General features: G+C 58.0%; 10 protein-coding genes. 4 read left to right on the forward strand and 6 right to left on the reverse strand.

Translation table 11 applies throughout. The features are described from left to right. Positions 1-127: 127 nt before the first annotated feature. Together ACFQUU_RS05210 and ACFQUU_RS05215 are read right to left on the reverse strand one after the other, a co-directional pair. On the reverse strand, positions 128-3,490 hold the full coding sequence (locus ACFQUU_RS05210; protein ID WP_382243658.1) for a PAS domain S-box protein: 3,363 nt from the start codon (positions 3,488-3,490) through the stop codon (positions 128-130). Positions 3,491-3,703: 213 nt separating this feature from the next. Then, positions 3,704-4,072, reverse strand: coding sequence for a hypothetical protein (locus ACFQUU_RS05215; RefSeq protein WP_382244602.1), 369 nt, complete (start codon positions 4,070-4,072; stop codon positions 3,704-3,706). Here ACFQUU_RS05215 and ACFQUU_RS05220 point away from each other — a divergent pair. Further along, positions 3,978-4,475: a dihydrofolate reductase gene (locus tag ACFQUU_RS05220; RefSeq protein WP_382243661.1), complete on the forward strand. Its 498-nt coding sequence runs from the start codon at positions 3,978-3,980 to the stop codon at positions 4,473-4,475. The genes ACFQUU_RS05215 and ACFQUU_RS05220 overlap by 95 nt on opposite strands. A 261-nt stretch (positions 4,476-4,736) precedes the next feature. After that, on the forward strand, positions 4,737-6,998 hold the full coding sequence (locus ACFQUU_RS05225) for an Orn/Lys/Arg decarboxylase N-terminal domain-containing protein (RefSeq protein ID WP_382243664.1): 2,262 nt from the start codon (positions 4,737-4,739) through the stop codon (positions 6,996-6,998). A gap of 580 nt (positions 6,999-7,578) precedes the next feature. On the opposite strand, the gene ACFQUU_RS05230 is transcribed toward ACFQUU_RS05225, so the two are convergent. The 4 genes from ACFQUU_RS05230 to hrpA form a co-directional block, all read right to left on the reverse strand. Beyond that, positions 7,579-8,508, reverse strand: a complete 930-nt coding sequence (locus tag ACFQUU_RS05230; protein WP_382243667.1) for a glutaminase — start codon at positions 8,506-8,508, stop codon at positions 7,579-7,581. 164 nt (positions 8,509-8,672) lie between these two features. Continuing rightward, complete coding sequence (gene dcd / locus ACFQUU_RS05235) at positions 8,673-9,239, reverse strand: dCTP deaminase (protein ID WP_382243670.1); 567 nt, start codon at positions 9,237-9,239, stop codon at positions 8,673-8,675. Between the two features lie 137 nt (positions 9,240-9,376). Further along, on the reverse strand, positions 9,377-10,702 hold the full coding sequence (locus ACFQUU_RS05240; protein ID WP_382243673.1) for an NAD(P)/FAD-dependent oxidoreductase: 1,326 nt from the start codon (positions 10,700-10,702) through the stop codon (positions 9,377-9,379). Positions 10,703-11,086: 384 nt separating this feature from the next. Next, positions 11,087-15,010: an ATP-dependent RNA helicase HrpA gene (hrpA, locus tag ACFQUU_RS05245; RefSeq protein WP_382243676.1), complete on the reverse strand. Its 3,924-nt coding sequence runs from the start codon at positions 15,008-15,010 to the stop codon at positions 11,087-11,089. A gap of 107 nt (positions 15,011-15,117) precedes the next feature. On the opposite strand from hrpA, the gene argA reads away from it, so the two are divergent. Further along, on the forward strand, positions 15,118-16,428 hold the full coding sequence (argA, locus tag ACFQUU_RS05250; RefSeq protein ID WP_382243679.1) for an amino-acid N-acetyltransferase: 1,311 nt from the start codon (positions 15,118-15,120) through the stop codon (positions 16,426-16,428). A 59-nt stretch (positions 16,429-16,487) separates the two neighbouring features. Beyond that, positions 16,488-16,760, forward strand: a complete 273-nt coding sequence (locus ACFQUU_RS05255) for an oxidative damage protection protein (protein ID WP_382243682.1) — start codon at positions 16,488-16,490, stop codon at positions 16,758-16,760. The last annotated feature ends 67 nt before the right edge of the window (positions 16,761-16,827 follow it).

Consider the following 16,827-nt stretch of genomic DNA (forward strand, 5'->3'; position numbering starts at 1 on the left):
TCCATTAGCAATACCTGCAGAATAAACCTTCCAATGATAGCAAGGTCAAGCTAAATTCCAGGATCTGGACGAATGGTTGATACCAGCCCGGATTGCTGGAAATACAACAGCAAAAAGTTGGAGCGACTCATGGCGATTCGGCAATCTTTTTTAATTCGCTGAGTCCAACCGGTTTAACCCAGTGCTGGTCGAACCCAGCCTGGTAAGCACGTCGTTTGTCGGCTTCCTGCCCCCATCCGGTTAGGGCAATCAGGAGTGCCGGACTGGAGCCGGCTTCCTGAAGCCGAATGCGGCGCGCCACTTCGTAACCATCGATACCCGGTAGACCGATATCGAGCAGAACGATTTCCGGTTTGATCTCGGCCGCGGCCTGTACCGCGGCCAAACCGTCGTGGACGATTTCCACATTGCTGCCGAGCATCCGAAGGATTTCCGCCACCGTCAGTGCTGCATCGACATTGTCGTCGACGACCAGGATGCGGCGCCCAGCCACCTGTCCTGTGTGCTGTGCCGCAGCAGCCTTTGCTGCCGCCTTGATGTGTTCTGCCTCCTCCCGCGTTCTGGGCAGGTGAATGACAAACTCACTGCCCTTCCCCTCGCCTTCGCTAAAGACTGCGACGCGCCCGCCATGCAAGGTCACGAGCCCTTCGACCAGCGACAGACCGATGCCAAGTCCCCCTTGGCTACGCTCAAGCGGATGCGAAACCTGAGTAAAAATCTTGAACACATTCGTGAGCATGTCGCGCGGTATGCCAACACCGGTGTCTTTCACGCGTACCGTATATTCGTCGGCTGCGCTTTCCAGACTCACGTAAATCCGACCGCCGGGGTGGGTGTACTTGGCGGCATTCGTCAGCAGGTTGGAAAAGACTTGCGCCAGTCGCACCGGGTCCGCAACGATCGGCGTCGATTCGCCGGTCAGGGTGACGGATAACTGGTGATGCCGAGCCTCGATATCCTGGCGGCTGGTTTCGATGGCATTGCTGAGAATGCCGGCGAGACTGCTTGCCTCCTTCTTGAGTTCGATCTTGCCCGTGGTGATTCGCGAAATATCCATCAAGTCATCCACCAGGCGTGTCAGGTGCCGCGCTTGTCTTTCCATCAGCCGGGTATATTGCTCGACCCGCTCGCGATCACCGGCGGCAAGGCTGAGGATGCCCAGGCCATTGACGATTGCGGCCAGCGGGTTGCGCAGTTCATGGGCGAGCGTCGCAAGGAAAACATCCTTGGCGTGGTCGGAATCGCGCAGTGCGCGGTACAAACTGGCGTTTTCCATCGCCACGGCGGCCCGGCGTGCAAGATCTTCCGCCAGCTCCAGATCCGACTGCTCATATAGCCGCCCCGACTCCGCGCCGACGAAGGTCACCACTCCCATGGTTTTGCCATGGGTAGTCAAGGGCACGCCGATGTAGGAGCGCAGACCGAGTTCCTTCAGTACATCGATGCGGGCCGGATCATTGATTGCGGCGCGCAGGGTCTCAGGATCGAGTTCGCGAATGAACTGAGACTGTCCTGTGCGGATAACTTGCCAGGCGCCATACACTGCATTGGGGTCCGGGGGGAAACGCTGATGCAAGGTGTGCGCGAGCTGAACCTTGTGCGGATCAGCATGGGCAACGGCGACGCGTCGCAACACACCGTCTTCCAGCAGGTCGATCGCGCACCAGTCGGCGAAAGATGGCACGGCCAGATACGCCAGCCGGTCGAGTGTACTTTGCGGGTCGATCAGGCCGGCGAGCTCGACGCTCGCCATGGCCAGGAACTTCAGGTCCTGCTCGGTACGCTTGCGGCGCGTAATGTCGATGCTGATTCCAACCATGTAGAGCGGCTTGCCGGCCTCGTCATGGAACATGTCGCCATTGACCTCAATCCAGTGAACGCTGCCGTCCGGCCAGATGATCCTGTATTCCCCACGTTGGCTACGGCCTTCCGTGGCGGCCTTTGTCATCAGGGAGCGCAGATGGTCACGGTCCTCCGGGTGGACATGGCGGATGTAATCGTCGATCGAGAGCAAGATAGGCTGGTCCGTTGGCACCGTGCCATGCACGCTGTCGGCGCCATGCAGCCACGAAATTCTCCCGGTTTGCAGATTCCATTCCCAGGCGCCCATCTGGCCTGCGTCGAGCGCCAGCTGCAAGCGTGCCTGGCTAGCCATCAGAAGCTGCTCGGCCTGGCGCTTTTCCACAGTGATGTCGCGCCCGTTCGCATAGATCATGTTGTTTTCCGGTGCCGCGCGCCAGGCAAACCAGCGATAGGTTCCATCCTTGTGGCGCAGCCTCACCTCGAAGTGTTCCAGCGGTCCGTGCGTTGCCCGTCCAACCGCATCAACGGTCGCGTTGATATCGTCGGGATGCACGAACGGCCCAAGATGCTGGCCTGTCAATTCATCCGAGGTATAGCCAAGCGCCGTGGTGCACGCCGGATTGATCGCGCGAAGGACGCCGTCCGAGCCAATCACCAATAGCAGATCGAGCGAATTACGCCAGATGCGGTCACGTTCGCGGGTGCGTTCCGCGACCTCGTTTTCTAAGGACGAAGCCAGGGCGGTCAGACGGACGTCCGCGCGTCGTTGCTCGGTACGGTCGCGCAGAATCTTCACGAAGCCGGTCACCTTGCCGTCATCCGTTTTCAGCGGTGTCAGCGTACCCGAGGCCCAGAAGCGCTCTCCGCTCTTGCGCATATGCCAGCGTTCATCGGGCGATATGCCATGCGTCAGGGCGCAATGCATTTCGGCTTCCGGTCGACCGGTCGTGACGTCTTCCGGCGTAAATATCCTATGTAACCGTTGGCCGCACATTTCCTCTTCAGTCCAGCCAAGGACCTGGTGAGCGCCCTCGTTCCAGACGGTCACCACGCCTTCAGGATCGGTGCTAATAATGGCAAAGTCAGTGGCGCTGTTGAATATCTGGCGACTGCGTGCCTCCGCTGCTCTGGCATCCTGCGTCGACGCATGGCGATTCAACACAAGTCCTGCAGTTTGCGCAACGACCGCAAAAGCATCGATATCCGACTGCACCGGCCTTAATGGCTCGCCAGTATGTACTGCGAGCACACCCGCACTGCTGCCATCAGTCAACCGAATCGGCACGGCCCAGCATGTGCGCAAGCCGCTGGATGATGCCGCGTCGCGCAACTCTTCCCAGAGCGGATCAGTTGCAATATCGGCACTGGTCATCGTCCCGTCCATGTCAGTCGAGGCAACCATGGCAGCCCAGGGCCCATTACCACGCATATCGGCGATAGCATGTCGATAGGCTTCGGGAAGACCGGGCGACGCACTGTTGCAAAGGCGAAGGCCGCTTTGGTCGCGGACGAGGATCACAACGTATAAAGCGCTGGAGGCCGACCCTTGAAGGGATAACGCGATGTGCTCGAATACCTCGGAGAGCTCGGTACCGCCGGCGATTGCGGCGAGCGCGGCGCGTTGCCGCTCAAGAAGTGCAGAAATATTTGCCCGGATAACTGGCGTGACGGGATTTTGGGTTGTCATCCTGGAGGATTGCGACTGGGATTGTTCCAAAAGATATTTTTCATAAATTGACAGGCCGTCAACTTCACGACTGCCAAAGGCTTTTTATCATAGCTGCTAATTTCCGGGCGCATTATCACAAGTCAATGTACACACCTTGGTGCAATGCTTCTACTTCGTGAAACGATCAGCGCAGGAGTGTCGTTGTGGCACCGTATAATGGCGACGGTTTTATCAGATACCTATGAATTGCGCTGTCTGGAACCACGGAGCCAAGCGGTCCGAACCGGCCACTTCAACCGAGTTAAGTAATGGCGATTCGAGTCTATATTTCATTGATAATTCCGCTTTTGTTGCCAGTTTGCCCGCTTGCCCGTTCGCCGCACTACTACCGGAAGGGAACATAGCGCCGGCCGAAGCGACGAAAACCGAGGTAATCATCCAGAACCAGCAGAACCAGCAATAGAACCAGCAGAAACAGATTAATACTCCGACAATCACCTCTCCCATGATCCAGTCACCACTTACCATCGTCGTCGCCACCGATGCAAAACGCGGAATCGGTATCAATAATTCTCTGCCATGGCGCTTGAAGGAAGACATGGCGCACTTCAAACGCACTACCGTGGGGCATCCGGTGATCATGGGGCGGAAAACCTTTGAGTCGATTGGCAAGCCTCTGCCCAACCGGCGCAATATCGTTATCACACGTAATCCGTACTGGCAGCATGAGGGCGTCGAAGCGGTGACGTCGGTGGACGCGGCGTTGAAGCTCGTCGATGGTGTGCCGACCTGCATTATCGGCGGCGCGCAAATCTACGCCGAGACCCTGCCAAACACTACCCGGCTGATCGTCACCGAGATTGCCAAGACGTTTAATTGTGATGCGTTTTTCCCTGAAATCGATGCAAAGGATTGGAAAGAAGTGGCCCGCGAAAAGTATCATTCCCAGGAGAACGGGTTTGATTATGCGTTCGTCACTTATGAAAGAATCCAGGAGAATTAACACCCGGTCGCGGTTTTCATGTGCATGGCCCGCACGATTGTGAAAATCAATCCGATGACATCCGCCATTCTGGCGGCGGTCAGTGGCGCTTCAGGTGCTCATGAAGCCGTATCGACAGACTGACAAGGCCTGATTCAATCCCATCCCGGCACTTTTCACACACATTTCACTCATATCTGCGAAAATCCCGGTTTTCGCAATTTTGGCGCGCAAGCTCTCCCGCCCAGGCGTCTCCCTCGTACCCTTCATCCTGGAGACCACATGAAATTCCGCTTTCCCATCGTCATCATCGACGAAGACTTCCGTTCCGAGAACACCTCGGGTCTGGGCATTCGCGCGCTCGCCGCAGCCATGGAAAAGGAAGGCATGGAAGTCCTGGGCGTGACCAGCTATGGCGACCTGTCGCAGTTCGCCCAGCAGCAATCACGCGCCTCGGCTTTCATCCTGTCGATTGACGACGAAGAGTTTGGCGGCGGCACATCGGAAGAAACCGACTTCGCGCTGAAATCGCTGCGCGCTTTTGTCGAGGAAATCCGCTACAAGAACGCCGATATCCCGATCTACATTTACGGTGAAACCCGTACCTCGCGCCATATCCCCAACGATATCCTGCGCGAACTGCACGGTTTCATCCATATGTTCGAAGACACGCCCGAATTCGTGGCGCGCCACATCATCCGTGAAGCGAAGTCCTACCTCGACAGCCTGGCGCCGCCGTTCTTCCGCGCGCTGGTGCATTACGCGCAGGATGGTTCCTACTCATGGCACTGCCCCGGCCACTCGGGCGGCGTCGCGTTCCTCAAGTCACCGGTGGGCCAGATGTTCCACCAGTTCTTTGGCGAGAACATGTTGCGCGCCGACGTCTGCAACGCGGTAGAAGAACTCGGCCAGCTGCTCGACCATACCGGCCCGGTCGCCGCGTCGGAACGCAATGCGGCGCGTATCTTCAATGCCGATCACTGCTACTTCGTCACCAATGGCACGTCGACCTCCAACAAGATGGTCTGGCACTCGACCGTCGGCCCAGGCGACATCGTCGTGGTGGACCGCAACTGCCACAAATCCATCCTGCACTCCATCATCATGACCGGCGCGATTCCGGTGTTCCTGATGCCGACCCGTAATCACCTCGGCATCATCGGACCGATCCCGCTCGAAGAATTCAAGATGGAGAACATCCGCAAGAAGATCGAGGCCAATCCCTTTGCTCGCGAAGCGAAAAACAAGAAGCCACGCATCCTGACCATCACGCAATCGACCTATGACGGCGTGCTGTACAACGTCGAGACGCTGAAGGAAATGCTGGATGGCGAAATCGATACGCTGCACTTCGATGAAGCGTGGTTGCCGCATGCGACTTTCCATGACTTCTACAAGAACATGCATGCCATCGGCAAGGACCGTCCGCGCGCCAAGGAATCGCTGATCTTTTCCACCCAGTCCACGCACAAGCTGCTGGCCGGTCTGTCGCAGGCATCGCAGATCCTGGTGCGTGATTCACAGACGGTCAAACTGGATCAGGACATGTTCAACGAAGCTTACCTGATGCATACGTCCACATCGCCGCAGTACGCGATCATTGCGTCGTGCGACGTCGCGGCTGCGATGATGGAGCCGCCGGGCGGCACTGCGCTCGTCGAGGAAAGCATTTTCGAAGCGCTGGACTTCCGTCGCGCGATGAAGAAGGTCGATCAGGAATGGGGCCAGGACTGGTGGTTCCAGGTGTGGGGACCGGACGTCACCTCGGAAAACGGCATCGGTACGCAAGAAGACTGGCTGATCCGTGCGGAAGACGACTGGCATGGCTTCGGCAAGCTGGCACCGGGCTTTAACATGCTGGATCCGATCAAGGCGACGATCGTGACGCCAGGATTGTCACTGGACGGCAAGTTCGGCGAGAGCGGCATTCCGGCTTCGATTGTGACGCGTTACCTTGCCGAGCACGGCGTTATCGTCGAGAAGGCTGGCTTGTATTCGTTCTTCATCATGTTCACGATCGGCATTACCAAGGGCCGCTGGAACACGCTGCTGACCGCGCTGCAGCAGTTCAAGGACGACTACGACAAGAACCAGCCGATGTGGCGTATTTTGCCGGAGTTCTCCGCGGCCAATCCGCGTTATGAGCGTGCCGGATTGCGTGACCTTTGCCAGCAGATTCACGACATGTACAAAACGTATGACGTGGCACGCCTGACGACCGAGATGTACTTGTCGGATATGCAGCCGGCAATGAAGCCGTCCGATGCATTTGCGAAGATGGCGCATCGGGAGATTGAACGTGTCGCAATCGATGAACTCGAAGGTCGGGTAACGGCAATTCTGCTGACGCCCTACCCGCCAGGCATTCCGCTGCTGATCCCGGGCGAGCGATTCAACAAGACCATCGTCGATTACCTGAAGTTCGCACGCGATTTCAATGAGAAGTTTCCAGGGTTCGAGACCGATGTACATGGCCTCGTAACACAGGAAATTGCCGGGCGTCGTGGGTATTACGTCGATTGTGTACGACAGGATGGCGAGTAACTTTCCTGGCAGGGTCTGGGCGATTGTTACCCGCTCCGCTGCTTCTTTGTGTCCGCAAGGGGTGTAGTCCGACCCTCACTTATCCCCACCTTAGGGTGGGGATAAGTTGAAATCTCCGACAGTCACAAGACCAGTATCGTATCGCTGGTTGCTGGCACCTCGCCCCATCGCCTACCTGCCTCACCAAACTACAGCCCTCCCGACAAGCCACCTTCTCGCTTCGTAGCATCCTGATATTTACATTTGGCAACATCTCTAGCATTTGCGATACATCTATTTTCGCCATTTCCCCGCATCATCCTTTTAGATTCCAAAAAGCAATGATTCTTCCGTGCAAGCCTGTGGAGAAACCCGCGCTATGCATTTGCCAATGGCACGACGCGAATCAGTAACCGAACACCTGCAACAGCAACGAATGTTGTCGTAACGGCTCCTGAGGAGGGCTGCCTCCCCGTGTGCGGGGAGGTTTTGGGTGGGGGCGCGAATGCGTGTAGTACGCCGTATCGCATGTAGCCCCGCCCCCACCTGTCCCTCTCCCTTTGCGGGGAGAGGGATTTTTTTCGTGCTTTGACAGGCACTCTTAGAAAATCGAACGCGACGTGAGCGTGGTAAAGCGTTCCAGTGCATAGGTACCTGCCAGGGAGTTTCCATTCGCCTCAAGTCCTGGCGACCACACCGCGATTGCTGCCTCTCCGGGCAGAAGCGCAAGAATGCCCCCGCCCACACCGCTTTTTGCCGGCAATCCGACACGGTAAGCAAAGTCGCCTGCGGCATCATAGGTACCGCAGGTCAGCATCAAGGCATTAAGACGTTTTGCCGAACTGGGATCGAGAATTTCCTGCCCGGTCCAGGGAACCGTTCCATGCTTCGCAAGAAAGGCTCCTGCCTTGGCCAGTTCGCTGCAGGTCATCGTGATGGAACACTGACGACAATACGTATCAATCACTTCACTGACGTCGTTGTGCAGGTTACCGAAGTTTTTCATGAAATAGGCAATCGCACTATTTCGGTTTGCAGTCTTCTGTTCGGATTGCGCGACCGCCATGTCGAAGTCGATCGTCGGGTCATCGGCAAGCATGCGCATAAACTGCAAGACAGCGACGTCAGCCTGTACAAAGCGGGAGACTAGGATGTCGGTGATGACCAGCGCACCGGCGTTGATGAAAGGATTGCGCGGGATGCCGCGCTCATGCTCCAGCTGCACTAGCGAATTGAACGGATTGCCGGATGGTTCGCGCCCTACCCGCTTCCAGATATTGTCCCCTTCACGCGAAAAAGCCAGCGCGAGGGCAAACAGTTTGGTGACGCTCTGAAGGGAGAATTTGAAGTGGGCATCGCCGGTCGAGAAGGTGCGCCCGTTGAGGCAGTACACCGCCATGCCGAAACGTTCGGGCGAGACTTTACGTAGTTCGGGTATATAGTCGGCGACATGCCCGCGCCCCAGCAAAGGGCGGACTTCTTCCTGTATGGTCTCCAGGACTTGCTGGTAATCGGGCTGGACGGGAGTCATTGTTACTGACCGGCTGCGGGCCGGATAGGGCTTTGATCACTGCATTCTAGGCGATCGTTTCCCGAATGTTGTTCGGGATAAAAACGTCTTAATGCTCTTCCCGCGGCAGATCAGACCACCCGGGCTGCCTGAGCGGGCTGCCCGGAAATTTCACCCTATGAGAATCAGGTTTTCGGCAATGTTACGCCGCGCTGTCCCTGATATTTGCCGCCACGGTCCTTGTATGAGGTCTCGCAGATTTCATCGCTCTCAAAGAACAGAACCTGTGCGCAGCCCTCTCCCGCGTAGATCTTGGCGGGTAACGGCGTGGTGTTGGAAAACTCCAGGGTCACGTAACCTTCCCATTCCGGCTCGAACGGGGTTACGTTGACAATGATGCCGCAACGCGCATAGGTCGATTTGCCGAGGCAAATGGTCAGGACGCTGCGCGGGATACGGAAATATTCGACGGTGCGGGCCAGCGCGAAGGAATTCGGCGGAATGATGCAGACATCGCCTTTGAAATCGACGAATGACTTTTCGTCAAAATTTTTCGGATCGACGATGGTGCTGTTGATGTTGGTGAAAATCTTGAATTCGTCGGCGCAACGGATATCGTAGCCGTACGAAGAAGTGCCGTAGCTGACGATCTTCTGGCCATCGACATTGCGTATCTGTCCAGCCTCGTAAGGTTCAATCATGCCGTGGTCCTGTGCCATGCGGCGGATCCACTTGTCGGATTTGATACTCATTATTTTCGCGGGTGTGATGAAATCGGGTCACACGGCCCGTGAGCTTCGGTCGGTTACAACCGGAGCGCCCTGATGCCGTATGGAATCCCGCGATTTTACGCGAAAACGGGAAGCGGACGCGCTTTCGCGCCCGCAAATTACACCGCCTGGCTGGCTGGCTCTGCGGGAGAGCCGTACGGGGTATGGAAGACCGACGCCTGGTCGACAAATTGCTCCTGTACGCACTCGGCATACGCCTGTTTAAGAAGGGTCGGGTCCTGCAGCAGGCGGTCTTTCCACTCTCCCAGCCTGACCTGATGCTGGATCAGGCCACGCAGAATGTTGGCATGCTCGGTGATACCCACGACATTGCAGCCGATCAGGATATCCCGGCTAAACTCCAGTCGCATATAGCGGAAATGCGCCTCGTCGGCGACTTCGACCCACTGTCCGCCACGTACTCCCTGCCAGTGACCGAAGGACGACGAAATCAGGCCCATGGTGTCGAATACGTCGATCTGGCGCAACCCACGCTGCACCGCATGCTTGTCGCTCATATTGAGCGCCGCGCAGTAAGCCTGATCGGCAGCATTGGGCTGCACGCCCGCGATAACGCTGCGGCCGCTCGCTTCGTCAAAGGTTTCAGCGCAGTCGCCAGCAGCATAGATGTCGGGAATGTTGGTCTGCATGGCAGCATCGACCACCACGCCCTGGACAAACTTGATACCGCTCCCCTTCAGGAAATCGATGTTCGGCGTACTGCCTGTACAGTAAACCACCAGATCCGCCTGCAGCTGAACGCCGTTTGACAAGCGGACGATGCGTGGGGAGCCAACTTGCTGCAATGTGTTGCTGCCAATGGCGACAACACGGGTCGAAGTGTGCACCTTGATGCCCTTGCGCTCGCACCAGAGCTGCACCATATCGCCCGCACCCTTGCTCAAGGCGCCCGCCATCATGCGATCACGTTTTTCAATTATGGTCAGGTCGACGCCACGCGATGCCAGCGCCTCCATCATCAGGCAGCCGATGAAGCCGGCGCCTATCACGACAACACGGGAGCGCGGCCGCGCAAGCTGCATGATTTGACGCGCATCGTCCAGCGTCCAGCAGGCATGCACGCCGGGGAAATCGATGCCCGGAATCGCTGGGACGCGGGGACGCGAACCGGTCGCGATCAGGAGCTTGTCAAAAGAGAGGATACTGCCGTCTTCCATCTTGATGGTACGGGTCCGGCTGCTGATATGCACGGCACGGCCGTTGATCTGTTGAATACGCTGGCGTGCGAAGTAATCCTTGTCGCGCCGCAGCTGGGTGCTGGATTCGCTGATTTCGCCTGCGATCAGGTTTGGAAGCGCCATACGGGAATAAGGCATTTCGGCTTCATCGCCGACGAGCACAATGTCGTCCGCCGGCGCATTCTTGCGCAAGGTTTCAGCGGCGATGACTCCGGCAGGCCCGTTGCCGAGAATGACGTGTTTCATGCCCCGGCCCCACCTTCCTGTCTTGCCGGAACGGTGCGGGCCTTGGTCTGCCCGGTCTGAACTATGTGTGTTGCTTTTGATCGATGCATTTCCTTCTCCCTGTGGATGAGGACTGATTCGATCGACTATATCGGCGCAATGATGCTATTTGTTGAACAAGATCAACACGAGAATATGACTTGGAACAAAGGGAGTGAAATAGTGCTGCGATGTTTGATCTAAATGGTGGTTTGGCGGGCGGGATTGTGGTTTTCCGGTTGCAACGTTGTTAGTCGTCACGTTGCGCCAGTTCGCTGCGGCTCTCGCCAACCCGCGCCAGATATTGGCTCCATGGCATTGGCCCTGATCTGCACCAGGCCAATGCCAGCAATTGCTGCAACTGCCTTAGCGCTGCATGGATTCCCAGACTTTCTGCAGGCGCTTGACCGACACCGGCATCGGCGTCCGTAGTTCCTGTGCAAACAGCGATACCCGCAACTCCTCCAGCAACCAGCGGAATTCAAGCATCTTGGGGTCGCCGCTTTTCTGCCGGTCCTTGAGCGCACGCTGCCAAGGCGCCGCAACCTGCATCCACTCGGCCATCAGGCGTGCATCACGCGCCGGATCGGCCCGCAGCTTTTCCAGCCGTACATTGATCGCCTTCAGGTAGCGTGGAAAATGGCTGAGCTGTGTGTAATCGTTGTCCGCGATGAATCGCTTGCCGACCAGCGCCTGCAATTGCGACTGCATGTCCGCCGCGCTGGCAGCATGCGCCTTCGCCCCTTGCAGCTTTTTCGGGAGCGTGTAGTACTCGGCCAGCACCTGTCCCGCCAGCCGTGCAATCTCGTTGGCCAGCAAGCTGATGCGCGACTTTCCTTCGTCCTTGCGCTGGTTGAATTCCTGCGCATTCTTTGGTAGCGGATCCTGCATGCAGGCACGCTCCAGCCCGGCCTGAATGATCTGGTCGCGCAACTCTTCCTGCGATCCCAGCGTCATGTATTGCATACCCATTTGCTGCAGTCCGGGGATATTCTTTTCAAGGAACTTGATCTGCTCCTTGAGCTGCAGCGCAAACAGCTTGCGCAAGCCGACCCGGTGTACTCGCGCCGCTTCGGCAGGATCGTCGAAGACTTCGAGATCGCAGTGACTGCCCTTGTCCACCAGAGCCGGAAAGCCGATCAGGCTTTGCTTGCCTTGCTGGATTTCCAGTAGTTCGGGCAGTTCGCCGAAGGACCAGCTGGTCAGGTTTAGCTGATCCGCAGAAGATGACCTGGACGCTCCGGATGCGCCGGACACGGCTGCCTGCGGCTTTGCCGCAGCGGATGCCACTGGTGCTCCGCCGTCGCCGACCACTGGAGCAACCGTGGTTTTCTCGGCGATCTTCTGGAAGCTTTCGCGCGCCTGCCCGCCGAACTCCGCCTGCAGGTTTGACAGGTTGCGTCCCATCTCCAGCTGGCGTCCATGCTCATCAATGATCTTGAAGTTCATGAAGTGGTGCGCCGGCAGCGTCTCCAGCTTGAAATCCGTGGTCTTGGGCGTGACGCCGGTCTGTTCGCGCACATCAGCGATCACGGCATCGAGCAGGTTGCCCTTGCCGAACTCGGCTCGCTCGCAGAATCGGGCGGCGTAGTCCGGCAACGGCACGCAATGCCGGCGCAGCTTTTGCGGCAGCGACTTCAGCAGGAGATGCACCTTTTCCTTCAGCATGCCGGGCACCAGCCATTCGCAGCGATCAGCCGATATCTGGTTTAGAACATACAGCGGCACGGCGAGCGTAACGCCGTCGCGTGGGCTGCCCGGCTCGAAGTGATAGGACAAGGTCATCGCAACGCCGCTGACCGTCATCGTCTTGGGAAACAGGTCGGTCGTGATGCCTGCGGCCTCGTGCCGCATCAGATCATCCCGGTTCAGATGCAGAAGCTTGGGGTTCTTGGCAGTCGCTTCCTTCAGCCATTTCTCGAACGCGATACCGGTGTGTATTTCCTGCGGGATCAGCTTGTCGTAAAAGGCAGCAATCAGTTCCTCGTCGACTAGCACGTCCAGGCGGCGCGACTTGTGCTCAAGATTTTCGATTTCACGGACCAGTTCCTGGTTATGCGCCAGAAACGGAGCGCGTGTTTCGTATTCGCCATCGACCAGTGCGCTGCGAATGAAAATTTCGCGCGCTTCCGCCGGATTAATCTGTCCATAGTTGATGCGGCGCTGGCTGTAGACCACCAGGCCGTAGAGCGTAGCGCGCTCGCTGGCCGTGACCTGCGCAGTGCGCTTTTCCCAGCGCGGATCGCCATAAGATTTTTTCAGCAGGTGGCCGCCGACGCGTTCCAGCCAGTCGGGCTGGATCTGCGCAATGCAGCGCGCATACAGGCGTGTCGTTTCCACCAGCTCGGCACCCATGACCCAGCGTCCGGCTTTCTTGGCAAGAGTCGATCCTGGCCAGATGAAGAACTTGATGCCGCGCGCTCCAAGGTAATGCGGCTCGTCGTCGGCCTTGTAGCCCACGTTGCCAAGTAGGCCGGTCAGCAAGGCCGTATGCAACTGCTCGTAGGTGGCCGGTGCCTCATTGAGGCGCCAACCCTGCTCGCGCACCAGCGTCAGCAATTGGGAGTGCACGTCGCGCCATTCGCGCAGCCGCAGCTGCGACAGGAAGTTCGCTCGGCAGTTGTCCATTAGCTGCCGGTTCGACTTCTTGTGTTCGATGGCTTCCTCGAACCATTTCCAGATCTTCAGGTAGGTCTGGAATTCAGACTTTTCGTCCGCAAATTTTTTATGGGCGTTGTCCGCCGCATCCTGCGCCTCGACAGGACGCTCGCGCGGGTCCTGCACCGACAGGGCCGATGCGATGATCAGCACTTCGCTCAGCGCGGCGTTGTCACGCGCCGCCAGGATCATCCGCCCCACCCTCGGGTCCAGCGGCAGCTTGGCAAGCTGCCTGCCGAGCGGCGTCAGCTGGTTGGAATCATCGACCGCACCCAGCTCCTGCAACAGCTGATAGCCGTCGGCAATGGCGCGGCCCATCGGCGGCTCGATGAAGGGAAAAGTCTCGACATCGGTCAGCCGCAGCGACTTCATGCGCAGGATCACCGATGCCAGCGAAGAGCGCAGGATCTCCGGATCGGTAAATTTCGGACGCTGCAGGAAATCCTGCTCGTCGTAGAGGCGGATACAGACACCGGCAGCCACCCGGCCGCAACGTCCGGCGCGCTGGTTGGCCGCCGACTGGGCTACCGGTTCGATCTGCAGTTGCTCGACCTTGTTGCGATAGCTGTAGCGTTTGACGCGGGCAAGGCCGGCATCGACGACATAGCGAATGCCGGGCACGGTCAACGAGGTTTCTGCGACATTGGTGGCCAGCACGATGCGTCGCGCATTCGAGGTCTTGAACACCCTTTCCTGCTCCTGCACGGACAGGCGCGCAAACAGAGGCAGGATTTCGACATGCGGCGGATGATGCTTGCGCAAGGCTTCCGCCGCGTCGCGGATCTCGCGCTCGCCGGGCAGGAATACCAGCACATCGCCGGAACCAATCCGGGCCAGTTCATCGACGGCGTCGACCACAGCATCCATCAGGTCGCGCTGCTCCTTCTGGGCGGCCGACCGGCCATCGGGTTTGCCATCATTCTTATCCGCCGGTTCCACCGGGCGGTAACGAACTTCCACCGGATACAGCCGACCCGATACTTCGATGACCGGCGCCAGCTTGTCGCCACGGGCAAAATGCCGGGCAAACCGGTCGGCATCGATGGTTGCCGATGTAATAATGATTTTCAGGTCAGGACGTTTGGGCAGCAGTTGCTTCAGGTACCCGAGCAGGAAGTCGATGTTGAGGCTGCGTTCATGCGCTTCGTCAATGATGATCGTGTCGTACTGCCTGAGCAGCGGATCAGTCTGCGTTTCAGCCAGAAGGATGCCGTCCGTCATCAGTTTGACTGACGCGCCCTTTGAGAGGGTGTCGGTAAAGCGCACCTTGAAGCCGACATGTTCACCGAGCGGCGTGCCGAGTTCCTGGGCAATGCGCTTGGCGGTGGACGATGCGGCAATACGGCGTGGCTGTGTATGGCCGATCAGGCCTTTGCTCCCGCGTCCAAGCTCCAGGCAGATTTTGGGCAACTGCGTGGTCTTGCCGGAACCGGTTTCGCCGGACACGATGATGACCTGGTTCGCGCGCAAGGCGTCGGCAATCTCGCGCCGCCGGCCCGAGACGGGCAGCTCTTCGGGAAAGGTGATGGGCGGCAGCGGATTGCGGACAACCGGCGCGGGAGTTACAGGAGCTTTTGCCTGCGGATGACGCGGCTTTTGCGGTGTTTTTTGGGCTTGTTCTGGTGCTGACATATCGTGGCGAATTATACAGAGCCTGAACCAAGACCAATCCCAAGACATTCCATGACATGGGATTGGTATAGCCGACTCAGTGACAAGCTCTGTATATAATGCGCATCATGGAAAATCCAATAGAGTTCGTTCAATGGCTGCGCTCGGTTGCGCCGTACATTCACGCTTTTCGCGGCAAAACCTTCGTGGTGGCCTTCCCGGGCGAACTGGTGATGGCCGGCGCCCTGCCCGTGCTGGCGCAGGATTTGTCGCTATTGCATGCACTCGGCATCAAGGTCGTGATCGTTCACGGTTCGCGCCCACAGGTCGAGGAGCAGCTTGCCTTGCGCAACCTGAAAGCCCGTTACCACAACGGGCTGCGGATCACGGACGCGCCGGCGATGGAATGCGTCAAGGAAGCGGCCGGTGAGCTGCGCCTCGACATCGAAGCCGCGTTCAGCCAGGGCTTGCCGAACACTCCGATGGCGCATGCTGCGATTCGTATCATTTCCGGCAACTTCGTGACTGCCCGACCGATTGGTGTCATCGATGGGGTCGATCTCGAATTTACCGGCGTGGCGCGCAAGATTGCTTATGAGACCCTCCATCCGATATTAAGTGCCGGCGGCCTGGTCCTGTTATCGCCGCTGGGTTTCTCCCCGACCGGCGAAGCCTTCAACCTGACCATGGAAGACGTGGCAGTGGCTGCCGCGACGGCATTGCGTGCCGACAAGCTGATTTTCATCACTGAAACCCCGCTAATGAGCGATGTCGAGGGCCGCGACGTGCGGGAATTGACTGCAGCGCAAGCCAATACCTTGCTCAATGCCAGCGTTCTGCCCCCTGATTCGGCTTTCTATCTACAGCATTGCGTCAAGGCATCTCGTAGCGGGGTGCCGCGCTGCCATATCGTACCTTTTGAGATGGATGGCTCCGCGCTGCTGGAAATCTTTACCCACGACGGCGTGGGCACCATGGTCAGCACTGAAAACCTCGAAACCCTGCGTGAAGCGACCATTGAAGACGTGGGCGGCATCCTCAAATTGATTGAACCGCTGGAAGCCGACGGCACGCTGGTCAAGCGCGGACGCGAACTGATCGAACGCGAAATCGACTATTTTTCTGTCATCGAGCACGATGGCGTTATCTTTGGCTGCGCCGCGCTCTATCCTTTCCCCGCAGAGAAAATGGCCGAGATGGCATGCCTTACCGTCAATCCGGAGGTGCAGAGCCAAGGCGATGGAGAACGCATCCTCAAGCATATGGAAAACCGGGCGCGCGCCGCCGGTTTCAACAAGTTGTTCGTCCTGACGACGCGTACCGCCCACTGGTTTATCAAGCGTGGCTTCGTGCCGGCCACGGTCGACGACTTGCCCAAGGACAGGCAACATATGTATAACTGGCAACGCAAGTCACTGGTACTGATCAAGCAACTTTAAAAACCGCAGGTCCTCTACCCGATTGGGGGCCAGCAATTTGAATCGATAAGGAGTAGAACATGGCCCGCATGGTCCACTGCGTCAAGCTGAACAAGGAAGCCGAAGGCCTGGATTTTCCGCCGTATCCCGGGGAACTCGGCAAACGGATTTACGAAAGCGTCTCCAAGGAAGCATGGGCCGGCTGGCTGAAGCACCAGACCATGCTGGTCAATGAAAATCGCCTCAATCTCGCTGATGTGCGCGCACGCAAGTATCTCGCGACCCAAATGGAGAACCACTTCTTTGGTTCGGGCGCGGATGCCGCGTCCGGTTACGTACCACCCTCGGAGTAAGAAAAATACAGAAGTACGCAAGACAAGCAGGCGGAATCGTCTGACCAAAAACAAAAGCCCGCCGGCA

Source organism: Herbaspirillum sp. GCM10030257 (genome assembly GCF_042666555.1).
Classification (GTDB): domain Bacteria; phylum Pseudomonadota; class Gammaproteobacteria; order Burkholderiales; family Burkholderiaceae_D; genus Noviherbaspirillum.

Bases quoted from the DNA above. Each gene is read 5' to 3' on its own strand.
- ACFQUU_RS05210 (WP_382243658.1), bottom strand. From the start codon at position 3,490: ATGACAACCCAAAATCCCGTCACGCCAGTTATCCGGGCAAATATTTCT.
- ACFQUU_RS05225 (WP_382243664.1), top strand. From the start codon at position 4,737: ATGAAATTCCGCTTTCCCATCGTCATCATCGACGAAGACTTCCGTTCC.
- ACFQUU_RS05215 (WP_382244602.1), bottom strand. From the start codon at position 4,072: ATGTCTTCCTTCAAGCGCCATGGCAGAGAATTATTGATACCGATTCCG.
- ACFQUU_RS05240 (WP_382243673.1), bottom strand. From the start codon at position 10,702: ATGAAACACGTCATTCTCGGCAACGGGCCTGCCGGAGTCATCGCCGCT.
- ACFQUU_RS05230 (WP_382243667.1), bottom strand. From the start codon at position 8,508: ATGACTCCCGTCCAGCCCGATTACCAGCAAGTCCTGGAGACCATACAG.
- hrpA (WP_382243676.1), bottom strand. From the start codon at position 15,010: ATGTCAGCACCAGAACAAGCCCAAAAAACACCGCAAAAGCCGCGTCAT.
- ACFQUU_RS05255 (WP_382243682.1), top strand. From the start codon at position 16,488: ATGGCCCGCATGGTCCACTGCGTCAAGCTGAACAAGGAAGCCGAAGGC.
- dcd (WP_382243670.1), bottom strand. From the start codon at position 9,239: ATGAGTATCAAATCCGACAAGTGGATCCGCCGCATGGCACAGGACCAC.
- ACFQUU_RS05220 (WP_382243661.1), top strand. From the start codon at position 3,978: ATGATCCAGTCACCACTTACCATCGTCGTCGCCACCGATGCAAAACGC.
- argA (WP_382243679.1), top strand. From the start codon at position 15,118: ATGGAAAATCCAATAGAGTTCGTTCAATGGCTGCGCTCGGTTGCGCCG.